Annotated in this window: 24 protein-coding genes; 15 read left to right on the top strand and 9 right to left on the bottom strand. The window is 69.2% G+C overall.

The features are described 5' to 3' along the window. Window positions 1-32: 32 nt before the first annotated feature. Together V8201_RS02655 and V8201_RS02650 are read left to right on the top strand one after the other, a co-directional pair. Window positions 33-308 (top strand): BrnT family toxin, encoded by a 276-nt coding sequence (locus tag V8201_RS02655; RefSeq protein WP_037534259.1) that lies wholly within the window; start codon window positions 33-35, stop codon window positions 306-308. After that, the gene (locus V8201_RS02650) at window positions 271-525 is read left to right on the top strand and encodes a BrnA antitoxin family protein (RefSeq protein ID WP_271299348.1); all 255 of its coding nucleotides are present in this window, start codon (window positions 271-273) and stop codon (window positions 523-525) included. The genes V8201_RS02655 and V8201_RS02650 overlap by 38 nt, the downstream gene beginning before the upstream one ends. 107 nt (window positions 526-632) lie before the next feature. Here V8201_RS02650 and grpE read toward each other — a convergent pair whose 3' ends face one another. Together grpE and hrcA are read right to left on the bottom strand one after the other, a co-directional pair. Further along, complete coding sequence (gene grpE / locus V8201_RS02645; RefSeq protein WP_037534260.1) at window positions 633-1,187, bottom strand: nucleotide exchange factor GrpE; 555 nt, start codon at window positions 1,185-1,187, stop codon at window positions 633-635. Between the two features lie 14 nt (window positions 1,188-1,201). Continuing rightward, on the bottom strand, window positions 1,202-2,242 hold the full coding sequence (gene hrcA / locus V8201_RS02640) for a heat-inducible transcriptional repressor HrcA (RefSeq protein WP_037534261.1): 1,041 nt from the start codon (window positions 2,240-2,242) through the stop codon (window positions 1,202-1,204). Between the two features lie 125 nt (window positions 2,243-2,367). Between hrcA and rph the strand changes: the two genes are divergently transcribed. From rph to V8201_RS02620, 4 genes are all read left to right on the top strand, one after another. Further along, on the top strand, window positions 2,368-3,081 hold the full coding sequence (rph, locus tag V8201_RS02635) for a ribonuclease PH (RefSeq protein ID WP_037534263.1): 714 nt from the start codon (window positions 2,368-2,370) through the stop codon (window positions 3,079-3,081). Then, the gene (rdgB, locus tag V8201_RS02630; protein ID WP_271299349.1) at window positions 3,078-3,704 is read left to right on the top strand and encodes an RdgB/HAM1 family non-canonical purine NTP pyrophosphatase; all 627 of its coding nucleotides are present in this window, start codon (window positions 3,078-3,080) and stop codon (window positions 3,702-3,704) included. Before rph ends, rdgB begins: the two co-directional genes overlap by 4 nt. 4 nt (window positions 3,705-3,708) lie before the next feature. Then, entirely contained in the window at window positions 3,709-4,335 is a 627-nt protein-coding gene (locus V8201_RS02625) for a GNAT family N-acetyltransferase (RefSeq protein WP_336544402.1), read from the top strand. A 103-nt stretch (window positions 4,336-4,438) separates the two neighbouring features. Then, window positions 4,439-5,788 carry an FRG domain-containing protein gene (locus V8201_RS02620; RefSeq protein WP_336544401.1) on the top strand — a complete coding sequence of 450 codons (1,350 nt, stop codon included), beginning with the start codon at window positions 4,439-4,441 and terminating at the stop codon, window positions 5,786-5,788. 6 nt (window positions 5,789-5,794) lie between these two features. Here the strand turns inward: V8201_RS02620 and V8201_RS02615 are convergent, their stop codons facing one another. Next, window positions 5,795-6,361 (bottom strand): CAP domain-containing protein, encoded by a 567-nt coding sequence (locus tag V8201_RS02615; RefSeq protein WP_333781833.1) that lies wholly within the window; start codon window positions 6,359-6,361, stop codon window positions 5,795-5,797. Window positions 6,362-6,382: 21 nt separating this feature from the next. On the opposite strand from V8201_RS02615, the gene hemW reads away from it, so the two are divergent. After that, window positions 6,383-7,540, top strand: a complete 1,158-nt coding sequence (gene hemW, locus V8201_RS02610) for a radical SAM family heme chaperone HemW (protein WP_037534283.1) — start codon at window positions 6,383-6,385, stop codon at window positions 7,538-7,540. Window positions 7,541-8,286: 746 nt separating this feature from the next. Here hemW and V8201_RS02605 read toward each other — a convergent pair. Beyond that, the gene (locus tag V8201_RS02605; RefSeq protein ID WP_373276444.1) at window positions 8,287-9,492 is read right to left on the bottom strand and encodes a penicillin-binding protein activator; all 1,206 of its coding nucleotides are present in this window, start codon (window positions 9,490-9,492) and stop codon (window positions 8,287-8,289) included. On the opposite strand from V8201_RS02605, the gene rsmI reads away from it, so the two are divergent. From rsmI to V8201_RS02580, 5 genes are all read left to right on the top strand, one after another. Further along, a complete protein-coding gene (gene rsmI, locus V8201_RS02600; protein WP_336544400.1) occupies window positions 9,491-10,342 on the top strand; it encodes a 16S rRNA (cytidine(1402)-2'-O)-methyltransferase in 852 nt (283 codons plus the stop codon). The genes V8201_RS02605 and rsmI overlap by 2 nt on opposite strands. 225 nt (window positions 10,343-10,567) lie before the next feature. Next, window positions 10,568-11,611, top strand: a complete 1,044-nt coding sequence (locus V8201_RS02595; protein WP_336544399.1) for a CAP domain-containing protein — start codon at window positions 10,568-10,570, stop codon at window positions 11,609-11,611. Between the two features lie 128 nt (window positions 11,612-11,739). After that, on the top strand, window positions 11,740-12,120 hold the full coding sequence (locus V8201_RS02590; RefSeq protein WP_336544398.1) for a YraN family protein: 381 nt from the start codon (window positions 11,740-11,742) through the stop codon (window positions 12,118-12,120). Window positions 12,121-12,188: 68 nt separating this feature from the next. After that, the gene (gene gshB / locus V8201_RS02585; protein ID WP_336544397.1) at window positions 12,189-13,145 is read left to right on the top strand and encodes a glutathione synthase; all 957 of its coding nucleotides are present in this window, start codon (window positions 12,189-12,191) and stop codon (window positions 13,143-13,145) included. Between the two features lie 22 nt (window positions 13,146-13,167). Further along, window positions 13,168-13,770, top strand: coding sequence for a DedA family protein (locus V8201_RS02580; protein ID WP_336544396.1), 603 nt, complete (start codon window positions 13,168-13,170; stop codon window positions 13,768-13,770). A 36-nt stretch (window positions 13,771-13,806) separates the two neighbouring features. On the opposite strand, the gene V8201_RS02575 is transcribed toward V8201_RS02580, so the two are convergent. Continuing rightward, window positions 13,807-14,700: a tyrosine recombinase XerC gene (locus V8201_RS02575; RefSeq protein ID WP_336544395.1), complete on the bottom strand. Its 894-nt coding sequence runs from the start codon at window positions 14,698-14,700 to the stop codon at window positions 13,807-13,809. A gap of 75 nt (window positions 14,701-14,775) precedes the next feature. Between V8201_RS02575 and V8201_RS02570 the strand changes: the two genes are divergently transcribed. The 3 genes from V8201_RS02570 to V8201_RS02560 are packed head-to-tail and all read left to right on the top strand — an operon-like array spanning window position 14,776 to window position 19,450. Beyond that, entirely contained in the window at window positions 14,776-16,221 is a 1,446-nt protein-coding gene (locus V8201_RS02570; RefSeq protein WP_037535484.1) for a diguanylate cyclase domain-containing protein, read from the top strand. Between the two features lie 39 nt (window positions 16,222-16,260). Beyond that, window positions 16,261-18,432 carry a primosomal protein N' gene (locus V8201_RS02565; protein WP_271299360.1) on the top strand — a complete coding sequence of 724 codons (2,172 nt, stop codon included), beginning with the start codon at window positions 16,261-16,263 and terminating at the stop codon, window positions 18,430-18,432. Window positions 18,433-18,463: 31 nt separating this feature from the next. Beyond that, window positions 18,464-19,450, top strand: coding sequence for a glycosylasparaginase (locus V8201_RS02560; RefSeq protein ID WP_037535487.1), 987 nt, complete (start codon window positions 18,464-18,466; stop codon window positions 19,448-19,450). Between the two features lie 186 nt (window positions 19,451-19,636). On the opposite strand, the gene V8201_RS02555 is transcribed toward V8201_RS02560, so the two are convergent. Genes V8201_RS02555 through V8201_RS02540 form a run of 4 tightly spaced genes read right to left on the bottom strand, consistent with a single transcriptional unit; the run spans window position 19,637 to window position 22,710 of the window. Beyond that, a complete protein-coding gene (locus tag V8201_RS02555) occupies window positions 19,637-19,888 on the bottom strand; it encodes an ATP synthase F1 subunit epsilon (RefSeq protein WP_037535488.1) in 252 nt (83 codons plus the stop codon). Window positions 19,889-19,893: 5 nt separating this feature from the next. Continuing rightward, window positions 19,894-20,283, bottom strand: coding sequence for a CCDC90 family protein (locus V8201_RS02550; protein ID WP_336544394.1), 390 nt, complete (start codon window positions 20,281-20,283; stop codon window positions 19,894-19,896). Window positions 20,284-20,318: 35 nt separating this feature from the next. Beyond that, on the bottom strand, window positions 20,319-21,800 hold the full coding sequence (gene atpD / locus V8201_RS02545; RefSeq protein ID WP_037532219.1) for a F0F1 ATP synthase subunit beta: 1,482 nt from the start codon (window positions 21,798-21,800) through the stop codon (window positions 20,319-20,321). Between the two features lie 25 nt (window positions 21,801-21,825). Beyond that, window positions 21,826-22,710, bottom strand: coding sequence for a F0F1 ATP synthase subunit gamma (locus V8201_RS02540; RefSeq protein WP_037532215.1), 885 nt, complete (start codon window positions 22,708-22,710; stop codon window positions 21,826-21,828). Window positions 22,711-22,715: the final 5 nt, after the last annotated feature.

The raw sequence follows: 22,715 nt of genomic DNA, 5'->3' as shown, positions 1-22,715 counted from the left end.
GATTGACAGGCTGATCGTAGTTACAATCAGCCATGGACGTCACGTTCGATCCGGCCAAGGACGTGATCAACCGCGCCAAGCACGGCGTGCCGCTGGCGTTCGGCGCGCGGATCTTCGCTGACGCTGGCGTGCTGCGCATTCCATCCCCGCGACCGGAAGATGGCGAGGTGCGTTGGAAAGCGGTCGGCATGGTCGACGACCGCCTGTGGACGGCCGTCTTCGTCGAGCGCGCAAACACGACGAGGTTCATCTCGGTGAGGAGAAGTAACGATGCAGAAGCTCGCGGATACCATCGCAATCCCCGCTGATCCGAACGATCCCGAGGACTTTGACATCACCGAAGAAGCGCTCGAACAGGCGCTGATCGAGCGGCGCGAGCGGATGCGGATGCGCGGCGCGCAGGCGGCACCGACCAAGCAGCAGGTGACGCTACGCCTCGACCGCGACGTGCTCGCCAAATTTCGGGAGACCGGACCCGGCTGGCAGGCGCGGATCAACGCGGTGCTCAGGGCGGCGCAGGTCTGACGACCTGTTGGTCCTCATGGCCGACAGGCAAAGGGCCTCAGTCAAACCCACCGCGCGTCGACCTCGCGCTCGAACCCGGCCGGCCCACGAAGGCCGGCCGATCCGCCTTACGCCGGCTTCTTCGCCACGCCGACCAGCGCCGGCCGCAGCAATCGGTCCTTGAGCATATAGCCCGCCTGCATTTCCTGCACGATCGTGCCGGGCTCGGCATCGCTTGCCACTTCCATCATCGCCTGATGCTTGTTGGGATCGAGCAGCGCGCCCATCGCCTCGACCTTGGTGATGCCATTGCGCGCGAACACGCTCTCCAGCTCGCGCCCGGTCGCTTCCAGTCCGGTGATCAGCCCCTTGAGCCGTTCGTCCTCCCGCAGATCGGCGGGGATCGCCGACAGGCCGCGGGCCAGATTGTCGGCGACCGACAGGATGTCGCGCGCGAACGAGGTGGTCGCATAGTTACGCGCGTCGGCCACTTCCTTCTCGGCGCGGCGACGGACGTTCTGAATCTCCGCCTGCGCGTACAGCGTCTGCTGCTTGGCATCGGCGAGCTGATTTTCGAGGTCGGCGATCCGCGCGGCGCTATCGTCATGCTCGGCCACTTCCGGAGCGGCCTCCGCCGTATCCTGGCGCAGCGTGTCCACGTCGATCTTGGTGTCTTCGGTCATGTAGGTCCCTGTGTTCAGCCCATCAAACGGGCGAGCGTTGCCGCCGTGAAATCCACCATGGGCACGACGCGCGCATAGTTCAACCGCGTCGGGCCGATGACCCCGACCACGCCGATCACCCGTCCGCCCGCCCCGCGGAACGGCCGCGCGATCACCGACGAGCCCGACAGCGCGAACAGATTGTTCTCCGCGCCGATGAAGATTCGGGTGGCGTCACCGGCGCTGGCGCTGTCGAGCAGGCGCGCGATGTCCTGCTTGCCCTCGAGATCGTCGAGCAGGTCGCGCACCCGGTCGAGATCCGCGGCGGCGGCGGCGTCGATCAGCCGCCCCTGCCCGCGCACGATCAGCACCGGGCGGCGCGCGCCATCCTCGCTCCACACCGCCAGCCCCGCCTCGACCAGCGCGCGCGCCGCGCCGTCCAGCGCCGCCTCGCCCTCGGCGAGTTGCCGCCCGACGCGCGCGCGCGCCTCGGCGAGTGTCAGGCCGGACAAGGTCGCGGTCATGTAATTGCCCGCCTCTATCAATGCCGAGGGCGTCATGCCCGCCGGCAATCGGATGACGCGGTTCTCCACCGATCCGTCTTCGCTGACCAGCACTGCCATCGCCTGATCGGGAGACAGCGCGACGAAGCCGATCGAGCGCAGCGCCAGCTCGCGCTTGGGCACCATCACCAACCCGGCGCAGGCCGACAGACCGGACAGCGCCGCGGTGGTCGCGGCGAGCGCCTCCTCGACCGGGCCGCGATGGCCGGCGCGCGCCTCGATCGCCGCGCGTTCCTCCGCCGACGGTTCGAGCGCCTGCATCATGCCGTCGACGAACAGCCGCAGCCCGCGTTCGGTCGGGATGCGGCCGGCACTGGTATGCGGGCTGGCGAGCAGTCCCAGCTCCTCCAGCTCCTGCATCACCCCGCGGATCGACGCGGGCGACAGGTTGAGCCCCGAGGCGACCGCGATCGTCTTCGACCCCACCGGCATCCCGCTCGCGACATAGCCGTCGACCACCGCGCGGAAGATGTCGCGCGCACGATCGGTCAGTTCGGTGACGGGCGTAGCCATGGCTCCTTATGTAGACGTGCCGCGCGATGCGGCAACAGCGGCGGCTGGCCGTTCGCCATCTGGCGACTGGCGCGGGCCCGCCCCGCCGTCTAGGGCTGCGCAAAGAGACCCACGAGGAGAATTGCATGCGCCCCAGCGGCCGCGCCCCGGACCAGATGCGCACGATCAGCATCGAACCCAATTTCACCCGCCATGCCGAAGGATCGGTGCTGGTCGGCTTCGGCGACACCAAGGTGCTCGTCACCGCCAGTCTCGAAGAGCGGGTGCCGCCGTTCCTGCGCGGCAAGGGCGAAGGCTGGGTGACCGCCGAATATGGCATGCTGCCCCGCGCCACCCACACCCGCGGCAGCCGCGAGGCCGCCAAGGGCAAGCAATCGGGCCGCACGCAGGAAATCCAGCGGCTGATCGGCCGCTCGCTGCGCTCGGTGGTCGACATGAAGCTGCTCGGCGAACGCCAGATCACGCTCGACTGCGACGTGATCCAGGCCGACGGCGGCACGCGCACCGCGGCGATCTCGGGTGCCTGGGTGGCGCTGCGCCTCGCGGTCAACACGCTGCTGACCAGCGGCAAGCTTACCGCCGATCCGATCCGGCAGAAGGTCGCCGCGGTCAGCTGCGGCATCTACCAGGGTACGCCGGTGCTCGACCTCGATTATGCCGAGGATTCGGCGGCGGATGCGGACGGCAATTTCGTGCTGCTCGAAAACGGCAATATCGCCGAGGCGCAGGCGACCGCCGAACACGCCACCTATGACGAGGAGGCACTGCTCCGCCTGCTCCGCCTCGCGCGGATCGGCTGCGCGGAGATCTTCGCGGCGCAGGACCGGGCGAGCCGATGAGCGGCGAAGGCGATACGCCGCAGGCGATCCGCAAGCTCAGCCCCGGCCGGCTGGTGATCGCCAGTCACAATGCCGGCAAGGTGCGCGAGATCGCCGAATTGCTCGGGCCCTACGGCATCGAGCCGGTGTCGGCGGGCGAACTCGACCTGCCCGAGCCCGAGGAGACCGGCACCACCTTCGTCGCCAATGCCGAACTCAAGGCGTTGCAGGCGGCGGACCTGTCCGGCCTGCCTGCGCTCGCCGACGACAGCGGCCTGTGCGTCGATGCGCTCGGCGGCGATCCCGGCATCTTCTCGGCGCGCTGGGCGGGGGACGCCAAGGACTTCGATCTGGCGATGCGGCTGGTCGAGGATCGGCTCAACGAAGAGCCCGACATGCCGCGCGCTGCGCATTTCGTCTGCGCGCTGGCGCTCGCCTGGCCCGATGGCCATGTCGAATGGTTCGAAGGTCGCGTCGACGGCACGTTGGTGTGGCCGCCGCGCGGCGGCAACGGCTTCGGCTATGACGCGATGTTCCTGCCGATCGGCGGCGAGCAGACGTTCGGCGAGATGGACGCCGCCGCCAAACATGCGATCAGCCACCGCGCCGATGCCTTCCGGCAATTGGTCGCCGCGGTGCTGTAAGGCGATGGCGGGCGTCGATCCGGTCCTGGTGCGGGGCTGGCTCGCCGCCCGCTCGCTGTCGCGCGACCTGCCCGCGCCGGTCGACGATCACGGCGGCTGGCGCGTCGATACCGGCGGCACGATCGAGCGCCGGCGCTATCTCTTCGCCACGCCGGGGCCGGGCCTCACCACACTGCTCGGGTCGATCGATGCGCCGGGCATCTTCGTCAAATTATGCGCCGACGCGGCGACGTTTCGCGCGCTGCTGCCGCCCGGCTGGACGATCACCGACGCCAATTGCATGATGGTGCCCGATCGGCCGGTGGCGGCCGCCCCCGTCCTCCCAATGGATTACCGGCTGAGCGTGACGCGACGTGGCGCGGTGATGCATGCCGTCATCACCACCGACGATGGCGCGGCGGCGGCGAGCGGCTATGCGGCGCAGCATGACGGCATCTTCGTCTACGACCGGATCGTGGTGGGAGACGCGCATCGCCGCCGCGGCCTCGGCCGTGCGCTGATGCTCGCGCTGGGCGCGCAGGCCGATCCCGCCGCGCGGCAGGTGCTCACCGCGACGCAGATGGGCGCCGCTCTGTACGCGACGCTGGGGTGGCGGGTCTATGCGCCCTATACGACGGCGACGATCGGATAGCCTCGGCCGGGTGCCGTTTCCTCCATAACGGCGCGGTCTTTCGCCCCTCGCCGACCGTCATCCTGCACAAGGGTGATCGGACGAGGCAAGCGGCGGTAAATCCATGTTCAACCTGGTGATGATGGGACGCGACGAGGATTGGGACGTACCGATCGGCGAGCCGCATGCCGCCAGTTTCCCGCTCTCCCGCTATCTCGAATATACCGACGTCGCGATCGCCGAGCGGTTGAAACCGGTCGATGCGGCCAGTCTGGCGCAGGTCGGCAGCTTGCCGGCCGTGTTCATGAGCGAGTTGCGCTTCACCGACGCCGGCACCCTCTATGTCACGATGCGGATCGGCCGCATCACCGATCTGCGGGTCGACCGCAACGTCATCCGCTACACCTTCGCGCTCGACCGTCATTTCGGCTGCCTGCCGGTCGAGGACCGCGACGCATTCGAAGCGGCGCTGCATCTCGGAAAATGGGAATTCACCCGCACGCATTGGGCGATCAAGGATGGCGCACTGGAGGACAGCCTCCTCGCGCTCGGCTTGACCGATCGCCGTCACGACGCCGCGGTGCCGCCCGTGACGCTCGCGACGAGCGGCGAGGCGCCAGTCCCTTATCCGGTCGCCGACAGCGTCGAGAGCTTCCTGGCTCATGTGCTCGGCGGGACCATGGATGCCGACGACGTCTTCTACCGCGGCCATGCCGATCATCGCTTTTCGCTCGAACCCTCGTTGTTCCGGCGCAATCCGGACGGCGGCGTGCCACGATATCTGCGCAACGAAGCGGTGATGGTCCGCGAGTTGCTGACCGCGCATCCCGACGAATTCCGCTCCGACACCTTCATGATCGACCGGCTGGTCCGCATGCAGCATTACGGCCTGCCGACCCGCCTGCTCGACGTGACCTCCAATCCGCTCGTCGCGCTCTATTTCTGCTGCTCGGAGAGCATCGTCGACGCGGCGGGCGAGGAGGTCGACGGCCAGGTCGTCATCATCACCACCAAGCGCGCCGACATCAAATTCTTCGACTCGGACACCGTCAGCTGCATCGCCAATCTCGCGATGCTGGAAGACGACCATAAGAACAAGATGCGCACCGATCTGTCGATCGCCGAGTTCAATCGGACCGACGAAGCCAATCGCCTGCTGCACGTCATCCGGGCGGAAAAGCCGTATTTCAAGCCGTGCATCAACCCTGCCGACCTCAGTCGCATCGTCTTCATCAAGGGGCGCAACACCCATGCGCGGATCGCCTCGCAGTCCGGCGCCTTCCTGCTCTTCGGTCACGACGCGCTGCTGCCCGAAACCGGGCACAGCAACCTGGAGGTCCAACGGATCACGATCCGCAACAAGGCGGCGATCCTCGCCACGCTGCACCGGATGAACATCAAGTCGAGCACCATCTATCCGGGCATCGAAAAGACCAGCGGCGAGATCGCCAGACGCTACGAAAACCGCGGGTGAGCGGCCTCAATAGGCGATCGACCCCCAGACGTTGCCCGGCGGCGAATAGCGGCAGACGACATAATCGTCCTTGGCATTGCTGGCGATCGCGCAGCCGACCTGCGTCGTGCCGCGCCAGACGATCTGCGAATAATGGCCGATGTCCTGCCAGCGCCCGGTGCGGCTCGACTGCGGCACGGGCAGGTTGAGGAAGTCCTTCTTCTCCGCGACCCAATGGCCGACCATCTCGTCGAACCGATAGGCGCCGCGCGATCCCATCCACAGGTTTTCGCCCTGCCGGGTCATCCCCTGCGGCTGGTCGGCATGCGCGAAGCGGCCGGTGCGGGCCATCTCCTGCGCATAGGACAAAGCGGCGGCGGCGAGCGGCTCGCTCCACGTCAGCGGCGGCACACCGACATCGGCCCGCGCCGCATTCTGGCCGGCGAGCATCGCCTGCCGCAGCAGCAGCGATCCGCGCGGGGCGGGCCCTTCGGCGGCGCGCGGCTCGACCACCCGCTCGGGCCGCTCGGGCACCTGCGAACAGCCGAGCAGCAGCATCGCCGCGGCGAGCCATGAGTGGCGTTTTGCGATCATCGCCGCCATATCGGCGTCATCATGGATTCCGACAAGACGCCGCTCGCGCTCTACGTTCACTGGCCGTTCTGCGTGTCCAAATGCCCCTATTGCGACTTCAACAGCCACGTCCGCGACAGCGTCGATCAGCAGGCGTGGCGCGACGCGCTGCTCGCCGATCTGGCGCATGAGGCGCGGGCGCTGCCGGGGCGGCGGCTCGGCTCGATCTTCTTCGGCGGCGGCACGCCGTCGCTGATGCCGCCTGCCACCGTCGCCGCGATCCTCGACGCGGCGCAGCGCTACTGGCCGCCGACCGCGGATATCGAGATCACGCTCGAGGCCAACCCCTCCTCGGTCGAGGCGGCGCGCTTCGCCGACATCGCCGCGGCGGGGGTCAACCGCGTCTCGCTCGGGTTGCAATCGCTCGACGAGGCGGCGCTGCGCTTCCTCGATCGCGCGCATGGCGTCGACGAGGGGCTGGCGGCGCTCGCCACCGCGCAGGCGGCGTTCGCGCGCGTCAGCTTCGATCTGATCTACGCCCTGCCCGGCCAGCGGCTGGCGGACTGGGAGGCGGAGCTCGCCCGCGCGCTGGCGCTCGGCACCGAGCATCTCTCGCTCTACCAGCTGACCATCGAGCCGGGGACGCGCTTCGCGACGGAGGCGGCGAAGGGGCGGCTGGTGCTGCCGGACGGCGATGCCGCCGCCGATCTGTTCGAGGCGACGCGCACGCTGACCGACGCCGCCGGCCTGCCCGCCTATGAGACCTCCAACCACGCCCGCCCCGGCGCGGAGAGCCGCCACAATCTCACGTATTGGCGCTACCGCGACTATGCCGGCATCGGCCCGGGTGCGCACGGCCGCCGCGGCGGCCTCGCGACGCAGCGCCACAAGAAGCCGGAGAATTGGCTCGCCGCGGTGGCACGGAACGGTCACGGCCTGCAGATCGAGGAGCCGCTGATCGCGCACGACCGCGCCAGCGAGGCGCTGGTGATGGGCCTGCGGCTGCGCGAGGGCGTCGACCTCTCCCATGTCGCCGCGCTCGCCGGCGGCGAGGCGCCGGTCGACTGGAGCGCGGTGGCGCGGCTCGAGACGCAAGGCCTCGTCGCCCGCACCGACGCCCGGCTGATCGTGACCGCGGCAGGCACGCTGCTGCTCGACGCGATCCTGCCGCTGGTGGTGCGCGATGCGGTGCTGGCGTGAGTGGGTGATCGGGGGGCGCCCGCCGGCGTCCCTGCTGCCGGTCTTGTCCTGCATGCGGAGGTGCGAGGATAGGGCCGGCCGCCAGTCTTCACGGCGATGCCGCGAAGCCGCGTCCTTTCATTTTGCGACGACGATTGCTCAAGGTGCAGTATTCCCGCGCGGGCAAGACCTCTGCAAAAGTCCTGGCCTCGCCCAAAATGCGCCGTCACCCCCGACGTGTTCCGGGGTCCACCGTGCCGCGAAAGCAACACCTTACGCTCTAGCGGAGCAATGGATGCCGGGACACGTCCGGCATGACGTTTCGCAGTATTCCCGCGCAGGCGGGAATCCAGTGGCCAAGCAGAGCAATGGCTGACGGCGTGAAGAACACTGGGCTCCCGCCTCCGCGGGAGCACTGAAGCAAGATCAACGCTCTCGCGCGATAGCAATATTCCAACGTCGCTTCGTACCGTCAGGGAAAGCCAGCACCCTTCCCGATCGCGCCTCCGCGCCTCCGCGTGAGTCAAAATGCCGATCGCGCAGCGTGCCGACGCTGGGTCATTCGTGCGAAGCCGCCAGGACACGACGAAACAGATGGTCACGCGGAGGCGCGGAGGCGCGGAGAAGATGCACGACACGATAGCGCGCGGTCCCACCGTCGATGGTGCAAGTGCAGCACGGCACTCACGCGCACCTTCTTCGCGTCGTCGCGTCTTCGCGTGAACCCAAACCCCGCGGATCAGCCGCCGGTCATCCGGCCGGTCACCCTACTTCCCGAACCCGGCCGGTGCCGGCGAGACCGTCACGGTCGTGCCGTTCTGGATCTCCTGCACCTCCAGCGCCCGCTCGGCGATGCCGTCCCGGCCGAAGCGGAAGGCGCCGTCGATCCCGGCGAAGCCGTCGGCGTCGCGCAGGCGCGCCTCGGGGAAGGGCCGCCCGACCGGCCAGTCGCGCGAGATCCGTACCGTCAACAGGACCGCGTCATAGCCCAGGCTCGACAGGCGATAGGGCGCGGCATTGTAGCGGGCGCGGTATTTGGCGGCATATTGCCGATAGAGCCCGTCGGCGACGCTCGCGAACCAGGCGCCGTTGAGCGCCGGCTTGGCGGCGATGCTCGTCTCCGAATTCCACAATTCGGTGCCGAGGATGTGCGTCGTCGCACCGCTGCCGCGCTTGATCAGCGGTGCAGCGGTGGCGGCGCTCGTGCCGCCGTCGGCGATCAGCACCGCGCCATAGGGCGCCTTGGCAGTGAGCCGCGTCACCGCGCCGGCGATGCCGCCCGCGGTGCGGCCATAGGTCTGCAGCGAGACGACCGATCCCCCCGCTCCCTCGACCGAGCGGAGGAAGGCGGTCGAGGCACGCTCGCCGTACAGGCCGTTGGGGATCAGCCCGGCGAAGCTCGTCACGCCGCGACCGGCGGCATAGCGCACCACCCGATCGATCGACTGCGACGGCGCATAGCCCATCAGATAGGTGCCGTTACCCGCCACCGACGAATCGTTGGAGAAGCTCAGCACCGGCACGTTTGCCGCCTTGGCGATCGGCGCGACCGCGCGCACGTCGTCGGCAAGCAGCGGCCCGAGGATCAGCTGCGCGCCCTCCGCGATCGCGCGATTCGCCGCCGCCGCCGCACCGGTCGCGGTGTCGTAATTGGTGATCCGCACCTTGTCGGTGCCGGTATCGAGCACCGCGAGCATCGTCGCATTGGCGATCGAGCGGCCGACGCCGGCGTTGCTGCCCGACAGCGGCACGAGCAGCGCGACGCGGTTGCGCTGCGTATCGCGCGGCAGCCCCGCCTCGACCGGCTCGGGGCGATTGACCGCCGGCCGGGTCGGCCGGTCGGGCGCGGTCACCGGTGCACGCGGCACCACCGTCGAACAGGCCGCGAGCAGGCTCGCCGCGACCAGGGCGACGCTTCGCCGCAGCCAGCGCCGGGTCATCCCCGGCTGTCCAAGTGTCGCTGCCTCTGCCATGACGTCCCCCGTGGCCATATCCGAACATTTAGAAGCCGGGCTCTACATCGTCGCGACGCCGATCGGCAATCTTGCTGACCTATCACCGCGCGCCGCCGACATTTTGTCCCGCGCCGACGTGATAGCGGTGGAAGACAGCCGCGTCACCGCCGGGCTGCTCCGCCATATCGGCGTCAAGCGGCCGATGATCCCCTATCACGACCATAATGCGGAAGGCATGCGCCCCGGCCTGATCGCGCGCATGGCGACCGAGTCGGTCGCGCTCGTCTCCGACGCGGGAACGCCGCTGATCTCCGATCCGGGCTATAAACTGGTGCGTGATGCCCGTGCCGCCGGACGGCATGTCGTCACCATCCCGGGGCCGTGCGCGGCGATCGCGGCGCTGACGCTTGCCGGCCTGCCGACCGATCGCTTCCTCTTCGTCGGCTTCCTGCCGAGCAAGGCCCAGGCGCGGGCGCAGGCGATCGCCGAGATCGCCCCGGTGCGCGCGACGCTGGTGCTGTACGAGTCCGGGCCCCGACTCGCCGCCTGCCTCGCCGCACTTTCGGAGGGACTCGGCAATCGCGACGCGGCGGTGACGCGCGAGATCAGCAAGCGGTTCGAGGAAGCCGTCACCGGGACGCTCGACCAGCTCGCCGCCCGTTATGCCGATGCGCCGCCCAAGGGGGAGATCGTCATCGTCGTCGCCCCGCCGATCGCACCGTCGCCGCCCGACCCGCTCGACGCCGACGCCGCGCTCGCCGAGGCGCTGACCCGGCTGCCCGTCGCCAAGGCGGCGGGCGAGGTCGCCAAGGCGTTCGGGCTCGATCGCAAGATCCTCTACGCGCGGGCGCTGGCGATGAAGGGATAGCTCGTACCGGGCCGCAGGGACGCGGCGACCCGCCCTGGTCGCATTCGCTCACCCCTGGAAGGACCGCTGACATCGACGGTCGCGCCGCCTGCGCCACGTGTTGCAACGAAGTGGTGACGCGGCACGCCCGGGTTTGCCGACGCCGCGCCGAACCGTGCCAACAGGGCGACAAAAGCAACGTTCAAACAAGACCTTGGCAATAATCCCCCGGCTAGACTGGCGGCCATGCAGATCGCCAGGACCAGCGCCGCAACCGCCCTTCTGATCGCGCTCGCCGGTTGCGGCGGCGGCGGCGGCGACACCAGTACGGCCGGTACTCCGGTCGCGGTCGTCACCACGCCGACCGGGACACCGACGCCGAGCGCCACGCCGACCCCGACTCCCGCGCCAACACCGACGCCAACCCCTGCGCCGACGAGCTGGGCCGCCGCCGCCGGCGCGCTCTACGACGTCGCACCCGATGCCGCGACCTGTCGCGCCGGCACGCTCAAGGCGAGCGTCAAGGCGGATTTCCTCGCCAAGCTCAACGCGATCCGCGCGCTCCACCAGCTCCCCGCCGTCACCTATTCCGATACGGAAGATACGCAGGAGGCCGATTCGTCGCTGATGATGGCGGTCAACAAGCAGCTCAGCCACACGCCGCCGACCAGCTGGACCTGCTATAGTGCGAGCGGCGCCACCGCCGCCGGATCGAGCAACCTGATCGGCGGCTGGGGCAACGGCCTCGGCTTCGACAGCGAGGATGACTATCTCGGCCTGTGGCTGACCGAAGGCGGCAGCGCGTCGATCGGCCACCGCCGCTGGATCCTCAACCCCTTCCTGGGCAAGACCTCCTACGGCCGCGTCACCCTCGTCCTGCCCGACGGCAGCCGCGCCAGCGCCGCCTCGATGCGCGTGTTCAACTTCACCGGCGGCATAGCGGCGCCGGCGAGCGTGCCCGGCTATGTCGCCTATCCGTCGGGCGACTATCCGGCGCGCTATTTCAGCTTATCGAGCTATCTGTCGTTCAGCGTCATCGCCGGGACGACGAGCACCTTCGGCGCCAATGCCAACGTCCGCTTCACCAACGCGACGATCACCGTCACCGGCCCGTCCGGCACGCTCGCCGTCACCGACGTGTCGAGCGACAACGAAGGCTATGGCGTCGCCAACAACATCCAGTGGCGCGTCACCGGCCTGCAAGCGGGCGTGCGCTACACGGTGCGCATCGCCGGCGTCACCGGCGCGCCGCAGAGCGAATATAGCTATATGTTCCGGGTGGTGAGCTGAGCCGCAGCATAGGGAAGCACATCGCTCGCCCTCTCCTCGGCAGCCGGCAGGGCGGCAATAGACTCATTGGGCGCATCGTCATCCCGCCCCATCTTGCCCCGCCCCCGGCCCTGCGGCACCATCGCCACATGCGCCCGCCCCGCCGCGTCACCACCGCCGCCCGTCGCTCAGCCGAAGCGGCGGGGCGGCGCGGCGAGCGGCTCGCCGGATGGTGGCTGCGGCTGCACGGCTGGACGATCCTCGCCCGCCGCGTCCGGACGCCCGCCGGCGAGGTCGACCTGATCGCGCGCCGGGACGCGCTCGTCGCCTTCGTCGAGGTCAAGACGCGGCGTACCCCTGCCGAGCTCGATCGGGCGATCGACGAACGCCGCCTCGCCCGCGTCGCCGCCGCCGCCGAAATGCTGATGGCGGAATACGCCGGACCGGGTGACGACATCCGCATCGACGTCATCCTACTCGCCCCCGGCACGCGGCCGCGGCATATCGAGAATGCCTGGATCGGCAGCTGAGTGCGGGTGACATTCCGCCACCGCCACCCTAAGTCCCGCTCCCAGACCAACAGCCGCGCGAGACCCCGATGCCCCTTACCGTCGCCGTCCAGATGGACCCGCTCGACAGCATCGCCATCGCGGGCGATTCGACCTTCGCGCTGATGCTGTCCGCGCAGGCGCGCGGGCATCGGCTGTTCCATTATGCCGCCGAAGACATCAATTACAGCGACGGCCGAGTCTGGGCGAAGGCGCATCCGGTCACCGTGCAGCGCGTCGAAGGCGACCACTTCCGCTTCGATACGCCCGTCAGCCTCGATCTCGGCGCACAGGCGGACGTGGTGCTGATGCGGCAGGACCCGCCGTTCGACCTCGGTTATATCACCGCGACGCACCTGCTCGAACGGATCGCCGACCGCACCCTGGTGGTCAATGATCCGGTCAGCGTCCGCAACGCGCCCGAGAAGGTGTTCGTGCTCGATTATGCGCGCTTCATGCCGCCGACGCTGATCACCCGCAGCCTCGACGAGGCGCGCGCCTTCCTTGCGCAGCATGGCGAGATCGTCGTCAAGCCGCTGCACGGCAACGGCGGCAAGGCGATCTTCAAGGTCGGCAGCGACGGCGCCAATCTGTCCGCGCTGATCGAGGTGTTCAACCAGACGTGGCGCGAACCGCACATGGTGCAGGCGTTCCTGCCCGCGGTGGCGAAGGGCGACAAGCGGATCGTGCTGGTCGACGGTGTCGTCGCCGGCGCGATCAACCGCCTGCCCGGCGAAGGCGAGATCCGCTCCAACCTTGCGGTCGGCGGTTCGGCGGTGAAGACCGAGCTGACGGCGCGGGAGCGCGAGATTTGCGAGGCGCTCGGGCCGGAGCTCAAGCGCCGAGGGCTGATCTTCGTCGGCATCGACGTGATCGGCGGCGAATGGCTGACCGAGATCAACGTCACCAGCCCGACCGGCATCGTCGCGATCGAGCGGTTCGACGGCACCGATGTCGCCGCGCTGATCTGGGAGGCGATCGAGCGCCGCGTCGCCGAACGCGGCTGACGCCACCGCGCCGCTGGCGATCATGACCGACCTTATCCTCGATGCGATCGCCTGGGGCGGCTATCTCGGCATCGCGCTGCTGATGGCGCTGGAGAACATCATCCCGCCGATCCCGTCGGAGGTGATCATGGGGCTCGGCGGCATGGCGGTGGCGCGCGGGCAGATGGCGATGGTGCCGCTGGTGGTGGCCGGCACTATCGGTTCGACCGCGGGCAATTACGTCTGGTATTATCTCGGCCGCCATATCGGCTATGCCCGCTTCCGCCCCTTCGTCGACCGGCACGGCCGCTGGCTGACGATGGAATGGGAGGATGTCGAGGCGCTGCACCGCTTCTTCGTCCGCCGCGGCGGCGGGGTGGTGTTCGTCTTCCGCTTCATGCCGACCTTTCGCACGATCGTCTCGCTGCCGGCCGGGATCACCGGCATGCCGGTAGGGCGGTTCCTCGTCTGGACCTTCGCGGGCAGCCTGATCTGGAACACCATCCTCGCCGCCGCAGGCGTCTACCTCGGCTCGCGCTTCGCCGAGCTGGATCGCTACGTCGGGCCGCTCGCGATCGCCGTGATGGTCGCGATCGTCATCGGCTATGTCTGGCGCGTCGCCACCTGGAAGCCGCGGCGACGCTGATCCCGCACGCACGCCGCTGCGACAATTGGTACAGCCTCACCCGTGCGGATGCGCGTTGCGGTAGACGTCGAGCAGATGCGCCGCATCGACCGCGGTATAGACCTGCGTAGAACTCAGGCTGGCGTGGCCGAGCAGCTCCTGCAAGGCGCGCAGATCGGCGCCGCGGCCGAGCAGGTGCGTCGCGAAACTATGACGGAGCGCGTGCGGCGTGGTGCTCGCGTCGAGGCCGAGCCGGCCGCGCGCCGCCTGCACCGCCCGCCGGACGACGCCGGGCGCGAGCGGCCCGCCCTTGGCGCCGCGGAACAGCGGTGCGTCGGGGGCGAGCTCCCACGGCTGCTGGCGCAGGTAATCGGCGATCGCGTCGCGCACCGCCGGTAGCAGCGGTACGATCCGCGTCTTGTCGCGCTTGCCGGTCACCGCCAGCGTCTCGCCGAGCGGTAGCACGCGCGCGGGCAGCGCGATCGCCTCGCCGATGCGCAGGCCGGCGCCGTAGAGCAGCAGCAGCACCGCCCAGTCGCGCGTGCCGATCCATGGCTCGGCGGCATCGTCGGCGACGGCGTCGGCGAGCGCGAGCGCTTCATCGGGCGAGATCGGCCGGGGCACCCCCGCCTTGACCCGCGGACCGCGCAGCCGCGGCGCCTCGCCGCCCGGCACGACGAAGGCGAGGAATCCGCGCACCGCCGACAGTTCACGCGCGGCGGAGGCATTGCTCAGCCCCTGCCCGCGTCGCGCGGCAAGGAAGGCGCGGAGATCCGCGGCGGTGACGCGCGCCAGAGCCGCCGCGTCGACGCGCTCGCCCCAATGCGCCTGGAGAAAGGCGGTGAGCCGCTCGGCGGTCGCCTGATAGGCGCGCACGGTATGCGCAGAGCGCCGCCGGTCGCGCGCCAGATGCGCCGCCCACAGCACCGAAGGCGGCGGCGCAGCGGTCATCGCCGGGCGGTCGTTACGACTGGAGTTGTATTCCGAAACAACATCTTAACTCTCACTGGACATAGAGATCAGGTCATGCACGATCTTCCGACAGCGCTGCCCTATGACGAGGTCGGTCGGCTCGCCGCGCTCCATGCGCTGGCGTTGCTCGACAGCGAACCCGAGAAGGAATTCGACGCCCTCGTCGCACTCGCCGCCGAATTGCTCGGCTGCCCGACCGCGCTGCTGACGCTGATCGACCAAAAGCGGCTGTGGATCAAGGCGAGCACCGTGCCGGGCGCGCGCGAGCTCGATCGCGACGTCGCCTTTTGCGACCGGACGATCCGCGAGGACCAGCCGCTCGTCATCGGCGACCTGCGCGACGATCGGCGCTTCGCCGACTTCCCGCTCGTCACCGACGGCGGCATGCGATTCTATGCCGGCACGCCGATCCGTGTCGCCGACGCCAGCGGCACGCGCCAGCCGATCGGCACGCTGTGCGTGCTCGACACGCAGCCGCGCTCGCTCAATGCCGCCGGCCATGCCGCGCTGCGCCACCTCGCCAGCCTGGCCGAGGCGCTGATCGCCGCGCGCCGCAACGCGCTGGAAGCGATCCGCTTCGCCACGTCGAGCGAGGAGATGACCCGGGAGCTGGTGCGCAAGGAACGGATCTTCCGGCAGGCGGAGCGGATCGCCAGGATCGGTTCGTGGCGGCTGTCGATCGCCGATTCCCGGCTGGAATGGTCGGAGAACGTCTTCCGCATCCACGGACTCTCGGACGGAGCAGTGCCGCCGCTCGACAAGGCGCTCGACTTCTATCCGCCGGAGGCGCGGGAGATGGTCAGCGACATCATCGCCCGGACGATCGAAACCGGCCGGCCCTTCGACTTCGAAACCGACCTCATCACCGCCGACGGCCGCCACCTCCGCGTCCGCGCCGCCGGCGAGCCGGAGTCGGCGGACGGCGTCGTGCAGGCGCTGGTCGGCGTGTTCCAGGACATCACCGAACGGTTCGAGCTCGAGACGCGGCTGCGCCATTCCGCCGATACCGATGCGCTGACCGGCATCCCCAATCGCGCCGCCTTCGATCGCGAGCTCGACCGGGCGATGGATCGCGCCCGCGTCGAGGGCACGCCGCTGATGCTCGCGCTGATCGACCTCGACGGGTTCAAGGGCATCAACGATTCGCTCGGCCATGCCGTCGGTGACGACGTGCTGCGGATGACGGGCGCGGCGCTGAGCGAGCCGTGGCTCCACGGCTGCTTCGCGGCGCGGATCGGCGGCGACGAATTCGCGGTGGTGATCACCGACCCCGCGCTGATCGCCGATCCCGACGCCTTGCGCGGCCGGCTCGAATCGGCGTTGCACATCCCGGTCGAGGCGGGCGGCATCACGATGACCAGTGCCGGCTCGGTCGGCCTCGCGCTGTTCGATCAGGACTGCCACTCGCTCCGCGACTTCGCGCGACGTGCCGACGTGGTGCTCTACGCCGCCAAGCGCGCCCGGGTCGGGCAGCGCCCCGGCGTCCGCCGCGCCGCTTAAAGCTTTCCGCCGACTCGCCTAATCCCCATATGGGGCGGCATGTCTTCGCGTGCCCGCGTCCTCGTCCTCAATTCCGCGCTCGGCCCGCTCGATTATCGCGTGCCGGCGGGCATGACGGTCGAGCCGGGATCGGTCGTGATCGCGCCGCTCGGGCCGCGCCAGCTGCTCGGCGTCGTCTGGGAGCCCGAGCGGCTGCCCTCCGATGCGGAGGTCGGCGACAACCGGCTGCGGCCGCTGCTCGGCGTCGTCGACGTGCCGCCGCTCGCCGCGCCGCTGCGCCGGCTGGTCGAATGGACCGCCGATTATTATCTCGCGCCCCCCGCCGCGGTGGTGCGGATGGCGCTCGCCTCGACCTCCGCGCTCGAAGGCAAGCGCACCGCGACCGAATATCGCGTCACCGGCGAGGTGCCGCCGCGGCTCACGCCGCAGCGCGAGCAGGCGCTCGCGCGGATCGGCGACCGGCAGGGGCTGATCCGCGAGCTCGCCGATATCGCCGACGTCTCCGATGCGGTGATCCGTGGGCTGGTCAAGGTCGGCGCGATCGAGGCGGTCGAGGTGGCGATCGACAGTCCCTATCCGCATCCCGACCCCGGCTTCGGCCCGCCGACGCTTGCCGGGGCGCAGGCGGAGGCCGCCGCGACGCTGGTCGAGGGCGTCGCCGCGCAGGCGTTTCGCCCGACGTTGCTCGACGGCGTTACCGGATCGGGCAAGACCGAAGTCTATTTCGAGGCGGTGGCGGAGGCGATCCGGCAGGGCCGGCAGACCTTGGTGCTGCTGCCGGAGATCGCGCTCACCGAACCCTTCCTCAAGCGCTTCCATGACCGGTTCGGCTGCGAGCCCGTCGCCTGGCATTCGGGGCTGCGCTCGACGCAGCGCCGGCGCGCCTGGCGGGCGATCGCCACCGGCGAGGCGCTGGTGACGGTCGGCGCACGGTCGGCGCTGTTCCTGCCCTATCGCAACCTCGGCCTGATCGTCGTCGACGAGGCGCACGAGACGAGCTTCAAGCAGGAAGAGGGCGTCCATTACCACGCCCGCGACGTCGCGGTGATGCGCGGCAAGTTCGAAGGCTGTCCGGTGATCCTCGCCAGCGCCACCCCGGCGATCGAGACGCGCCAGCAGGTCGCGCTCGGCCGCTATGCCGAACTCAAGCTGCCCGGCCGCTATGGCGCGGCGGAGATGCCGACGATCGAGCCGATCGACCTGATCCAGCAGCCGCCCGAACGCGGCCGCTGGCTCGCCCCCAAGCTCGTCACCGCGCTTCAGGAGACGCTGGCCAAGGGCGAACAGTCGCTGCTCTTCCTCAACCGGCGCGGCTATGCGCCGCTGACCCTGTGCCGGACGTGCGGGCATCGCTTCCAATGCCCCAATTGCACCGCCTGGATGGTCGAGCACCGGCTGACGCGGCGGCTCGCCTGCCATCATTGCGGCCATGTCCTGCCGACGCCGCGCGCCTGCCCGGAATGCAAGGAGGAGGACAGCCTCGTCGCCTGCGGCCCCGGCGTCGAGCGGATCGCCGACGAGGTCGCGGCGCTGTTCCCCGAGGCGAAGACCGCGGTGGTCACCTCCGATACGATCTGGTCGCCCGCCAAGGCGGCCGAGTTCGTCGGGCGGATGGAGGCGGGCGACATCGACATCGTCGTTGGTACGCAGCTCGTCACCAAGGGCTATCATTTCCCCAACCTCACGTTGGTGGGGGTGGTCGATGCCGACCTCGGCTTGGAGGGCGGCGACCTGCGCGCGGCGGAGCGGACCTTCCAGCAGATCCGCCAGGTCTCCGGTCGGGCCGGGCGCGGCGCCAAGCCGGGGCATGTCTTCATCCAGACGCACAGCCCCAAGGCGCAGGTGATGCAGGCGCTGATCACCGGCGACGCCGAGGCCTTCTACGACGCGGAGACCGAGGCGCGGCGCGATGCCGGCGCGCCGCCGTTCGGTCGCTATGCGGCGATCGTCGTCTCGTCCGAGGAACAGGCCTGCGCCAACGAGGTCGCGCGGCTGGTCGCGCGCGCCGCGCCGCAGGTCGAGGGGATGGCGGTCTATGGCCCCGCGCCCGCGCCGCTGGCGATGCTGCGCGGCCGCCACCGCTTCCGCCTGCTCGTCCACGCCCGCCGGGCGCTCGACGTGCAGGACGTCATCCGTGACTGGCTCGGCGCACTCGACTGGCCGGCGAAAGCGCGCGTGACGGTGGACGTCGATCCGTATAACTTCCTCTAGCAGACCAATACCGGTTCAACGGGGATGACAGATGACGACACGGCGCGGCTTTCTCGGGGGTGCGGCGGCGACCGCGGGCATGGCGTCGCTCGCCGGCGCGGCGGAGCCTGCCGGCGCGGCGATGATCGTGTCGACCTGGGATTTCGGCGCCGCCGCCAATGACGCCGCCTTCGCCCGGCTGAAGGCGGGCGGCACGCTGATCGATGCGGTCGAGGCGGGCGGCATGGTGCCTGAGGCGGACCCCGACAATCATTCGGTCGGCTATGGCGGCTATCCCGATCGAGACGGCCATGTCACGCTCGATGCGGTGATCATGGACGATGCCGGCGGGGTCGGCGCGGTCGCGGCGCTGGAGGATACCGTCCACGCCATTTCGGTGGCGCGGCGGGTGATGGAGAAGACGCCGCACACCTTCCTCGTCGGCGAGGGCGCGACGCAATTCGCGCGCGACCAGAACTTCCCCAAGGTCAATTTGCTCACGCCCCCCGCCGAACAGGCGTGGCGCGACTGGCTCAAGACCTCCGCCTACAAGCCCGAGGCGAATATCGAGAACCGCCGGCCGCGCGGCGGCGCGCTCGATCATGATACGATCGGCCTGCTCGCCCGCCGCGCCGACGGCCGGATGGCGGGGGCGTGCACGACCTCCGGCATGGCGTTCAAGATGCGCGGCCGGGTCGGCGATTCGCCGCAGGTCGGCGCCGGCCTCTATGTCGAGCGCGGCGTCGGCGCCGCGACCTCGACCGGGCTCGGCGAGGAGGTGACGCGCGTCTCGGGCAGCGCGCGCGTGGTGGCGTCGATGCGCGCCGGTCTTTCGCCGCAGGCGGCGTGCGAGGAAGTGGTGCGCCATATCGCGACGCTGCGCGGCGATGCGATCAAGGGGACGCAGGTCGGCTTCCTCGCGCTGTCGCCCAAGGGCGAAGTCGGTGCATTCTGCCTGCTGCCCGGATTCACCTATGCGGTGACCGACGGCAATGGGGTTACGAAGGTGTACAAGGGCCGGTCGCTGTTCGCGGCGTGATCGATCGGGCCGTAGGTAGGGCCGCGCCCTGCCCGCGGCCGCGCATCGTCCAACATGAACAAGTTGGACACCTTAACGGAAACGATCGCCCCCGATCGTTTCCGGTTTTGGACTGATACGAAAGAGCCGGACGATTCGCCTGCCGCTAGCAACGTCGCGGCGTGTAGGACAGCGCCCGGCCTCGCGTCAGGCGGCGCGCTCGGCGAGCACGGTGAGGCCCTTGGCATTGACCTCGGCGAAACCGCCCTGGATCGCGATCGTCTCGGGCTGGCCGCCCTCGGTCCGATAGACCGACAGCGCGCCGTCGCGCACCGTCGACATCAGCGGCGCATGGCCTTCGAGCACGCCGAAGTCGCCTTCGGTGCCGGGGACGACGACCATATAGACGTCCTCGGAACGGACGAGCTTTTCAGGCGTGACGAGTTCGAAATGGAGCATGGGACCTACAATTTGATGACTGCGATGATGATGCCGGCGAGCGCGATCTGGGTGCCGACAAGGCCGACCAGCAACTGATTGCGCGAGCGTTCGATCTCAGTCCGGACCTGTTCGATCTCGGTGCGCAACCGTTCGATCTTGCCTTCGAGGCTGAGGCGGACCTGCTCGATGCGCCCGTCCAGATCCGACCGAACCTGCTCGATCCGGCTGCCGAGGTCTAACCGGACCTGTTCGATCCGCCCGCTCAGATCCGACCGCGCCAACGCGAGGTCGCCCTTGGTCGCAATCGAGTCGCCGATCACATGGCCGATCGCACTGGCGATCGCTTCCGCTTGTCCGGCAGGAAGTTGTGCAGCCTTGAGATCCCTGGCGATCGAGAGCGTGTCGATGGTCACCAAGGCAGCCTAGCCTAACCTCCTGCCGAAGTCGATTAGGCCTCCTGGGCGAGCTTCTCGGCCTTGGCGACGACCTCGTCGATGCCGCCGACCATGTAGAAGGCTGCTTCCGGCAGATGATCATATTCGCCGTCGACCACCGCCTTGAACGAGCGGACGGTGTCCTCGATCTGCACGAACTTGCCGCTGATGCCGGTGAAGACCTCGGCGACGTGGAACGGCTGGCTGAGGAACTTCTGGATCTTGCGGGCGCGCGTGACGGTCAGCTTATCCTCTTCGGACAGTTCGTCCATGCCGAGGATGGCGATGATGTCCTGCAGCGACTTGTAGCGCTGGAGCAGCGACTGGACCGCACGCGCGGTGTCGTAATGCTCCTGGCCGACGACGCGCGGCTCGAGCACGCGGCTGGTCGAATCGAGCGGATCGACCGCCGGATAGATGCCGAGTTCCGAGATCGCGCGGTTGAGCACGGTGGTCGCGTCCAAGTGGGCGAAGGACGTCGCCGGCGCCGGATCGGTCAGATCGTCCGCGGGAACGTACACGGCCTGCACCGAGGTGATCGAGCCCTTGTTGGTCGAGGTGATCCGCTCCTGGAGCGCGCCCATGTCGGTCGACAGCGTCGGCTGATAGCCCACCGCCGACGGGATGCGGCCGAGCAGCGCCGACACTTCCGCGCCCGCCTGGGTGAAGCGGAAGATGTTGTCGACGAAGAACAGCACGTCCTGCCCTTCCTGATCGCGGAAATATTCGGCGATGGTCAGGCCCGACAGCGCGACGCGGGCGCGGGCGCCCGGCGGCTCATTCATCTGGCCGAACACCAATGCGACCTTCGAGCCCTCGCTGATCGGATTGCCCTCGGCATCCTTGGCGATGACGCCCGCGTCGAGGAATTCGTGATAGAGGTCGTTGCCCTCGCGGGTGCGCTCGCCGACGCCGGCGAACACGCTGGTGCCGCCGTGGCCCTTGGCGATATTGTTGATCAGCTCCTGGATCAGCACGGTCTTGCCGACGCCGGCGCCGCCGAACAGGCCGATCTTGCCGCCCTTGGCGTAGGGCGCGAGCAGGTCGATCACCTTGATGCCGGTGACGAGGATCGCGCTCTCGGTCGACTGGTCGACGAACTCGGGCGCCTTGGCATGGATCGGCGCGCGCAGATCGGTGGCGACCGGGCCGCGCTCGTCGATCGGCTCGCCGACGACGTTCATGATGCGGCCGAGCGTCGCCGGGCCGACCGGGACGCTGATCTGCGAGCCGGTGTCGCGCACCGTCTGGCCGCGGGTCAGCCCCTCGGTCGCGTCCATCGCGATCGTGCGGACGGTGTTCTCGCCGAGATGCTGCGCGACTTCGAGCACCAGCCTATTGCCGTTGTTGTCGGTCTCTAGCGCCGAGAGGATCGCGGGCAGATTGTCCGGGAAGTGGACGTCGACGACGGCGCCGATGACCTGGGCGATCGTGCCGGTGGTGTTGCTGCTGCCCGTCGACTGGGTCGGGCGGATGTCGTCTGCGGCGGTGGCCATGGCGGTTCTTCCTGCTTCGGATTCGTTAGAGCGCTTCGGCGCCGGAGATGATCTCGACCAGTTCGGTCGTGATCGCGGCCTGGCGCGTGCGGTTGTACTGGATCGACAGGCGATTGATCATGTCGCCCGCGTTGCGGGTGGCATTGTCCATCGCGTTCATGCGGCTGCCCTGTTCCGACGCGGCGTTCTCGAGCATCGCGCGGAAGATCTGGATCGCGACGTTGCGCGGCAACAGGTCGGCGAGGATCTGTTCCTCGTCCGGCTCATACTCGACCACGGCGCCGGCCGAGGTGGTGGCGACGGGCGCATTGCCCTCTTCGACCGCGACCGGGATGATCTGACGGCCGACCGGCAGCTGGACCAGCGCCGAGACGAACTTGGCGTAGAACAGATGCGCGACGTCGAACTCGCCCGCGGCATAACGCGCCAGCAGATCGTCGGCGACTTCGCGCGCCTGTTGGAAGCCGAGCGTCTTGTGGCCGCCAAGCTCATGATCGGCGAGGATCGCCTTGGGGTAGAAGCGGCGCAGCACCCGCCCCTTCTTGCCGGCGAGATAGAAGCGCACGGTCTTGCCCTGCGCTTCCAGCTCCTCCGCCTTGCGGCGGGCGGCGCGGACGATGTTGGTGTTGAACGCACCGGCGAGGCCGCGTTCCGAGGTGGCGACGACGAGCAGATGCACCTGATCCTTGCCGGTGCCCGACAGGAGCGGCGACACGCCCGGACCGCCGGCGAGCTGCCGCGACAGGCTGGAGACGACCGCCTCCAGCCGCTCGGCATAGGGACGGCCGGCCTGCGCCGCTTCCTGCGCCCGGCGCAGCTTCGCGGCGGCGACCATCTTCATCGCCTTGGTGATCTTCTGGGTCGACTTGACCGAGTTGATCCGGATCTTGAGGGCCTTCAACGACGCCATTGTTG

This window comes from Sphingomonas kyungheensis (assembly GCF_037120395.1).
GTDB lineage: Bacteria > Pseudomonadota > Alphaproteobacteria > Sphingomonadales > Sphingomonadaceae > Sphingomonas > Sphingomonas kyungheensis.
Note: the sequence above shows the minus strand (reverse complement) of the source record. Positions and strands in the feature narration are given on the sequence as shown.

Coding starts and splice junctions, on each gene's coding strand:
- V8201_RS02655 (WP_037534259.1), top strand. CDS start 33: ATGGACGTCACGTTCGATCCGGCCAAGGACGTGATCAACCGCGCCAAG.
- V8201_RS02650 (WP_271299348.1), top strand. CDS start 271: ATGCAGAAGCTCGCGGATACCATCGCAATCCCCGCTGATCCGAACGAT.
- grpE (WP_037534260.1), bottom strand. CDS start 1,187: ATGACCGAAGACACCAAGATCGACGTGGACACGCTGCGCCAGGATACG.
- hrcA (WP_037534261.1), bottom strand. CDS start 2,242: ATGGCTACGCCCGTCACCGAACTGACCGATCGTGCGCGCGACATCTTC.
- rph (WP_037534263.1), top strand. CDS start 2,368: ATGCGCCCCAGCGGCCGCGCCCCGGACCAGATGCGCACGATCAGCATC.
- rdgB (WP_271299349.1), top strand. CDS start 3,078: ATGAGCGGCGAAGGCGATACGCCGCAGGCGATCCGCAAGCTCAGCCCC.
- V8201_RS02625 (WP_336544402.1), top strand. CDS start 3,709: ATGGCGGGCGTCGATCCGGTCCTGGTGCGGGGCTGGCTCGCCGCCCGC.
- V8201_RS02620 (WP_336544401.1), top strand. CDS start 4,439: ATGTTCAACCTGGTGATGATGGGACGCGACGAGGATTGGGACGTACCG.
- V8201_RS02615 (WP_333781833.1), bottom strand. CDS start 6,361: ATGATCGCAAAACGCCACTCATGGCTCGCCGCGGCGATGCTGCTGCTC.
- hemW (WP_037534283.1), top strand. CDS start 6,383: ATGGATTCCGACAAGACGCCGCTCGCGCTCTACGTTCACTGGCCGTTC.
- rsmI (WP_336544400.1), top strand. CDS start 9,491: ATGACGTCCCCCGTGGCCATATCCGAACATTTAGAAGCCGGGCTCTAC.
- V8201_RS02605 (WP_373276444.1), bottom strand. CDS start 9,492: ATGGCAGAGGCAGCGACACTTGGACAGCCGGGGATGACCCGGCGCTGG.
- V8201_RS02595 (WP_336544399.1), top strand. CDS start 10,568: ATGCAGATCGCCAGGACCAGCGCCGCAACCGCCCTTCTGATCGCGCTC.
- V8201_RS02590 (WP_336544398.1), top strand. CDS start 11,740: ATGCGCCCGCCCCGCCGCGTCACCACCGCCGCCCGTCGCTCAGCCGAA.
- gshB (WP_336544397.1), top strand. CDS start 12,189: ATGCCCCTTACCGTCGCCGTCCAGATGGACCCGCTCGACAGCATCGCC.
- V8201_RS02580 (WP_336544396.1), top strand. CDS start 13,168: ATGACCGACCTTATCCTCGATGCGATCGCCTGGGGCGGCTATCTCGGC.
- V8201_RS02575 (WP_336544395.1), bottom strand. CDS start 14,700: ATGACCGCTGCGCCGCCGCCTTCGGTGCTGTGGGCGGCGCATCTGGCG.
- V8201_RS02570 (WP_037535484.1), top strand. CDS start 14,776: ATGCACGATCTTCCGACAGCGCTGCCCTATGACGAGGTCGGTCGGCTC.
- V8201_RS02565 (WP_271299360.1), top strand. CDS start 16,261: ATGTCTTCGCGTGCCCGCGTCCTCGTCCTCAATTCCGCGCTCGGCCCG.
- V8201_RS02560 (WP_037535487.1), top strand. CDS start 18,464: ATGACGACACGGCGCGGCTTTCTCGGGGGTGCGGCGGCGACCGCGGGC.
- V8201_RS02555 (WP_037535488.1), bottom strand. CDS start 19,888: ATGCTCCATTTCGAACTCGTCACGCCTGAAAAGCTCGTCCGTTCCGAG.
- atpD (WP_037532219.1), bottom strand. CDS start 21,800: ATGGCCACCGCCGCAGACGACATCCGCCCGACCCAGTCGACGGGCAGC.
- V8201_RS02540 (WP_037532215.1), bottom strand. CDS start 22,710: ATGGCGTCGTTGAAGGCCCTCAAGATCCGGATCAACTCGGTCAAGTCG.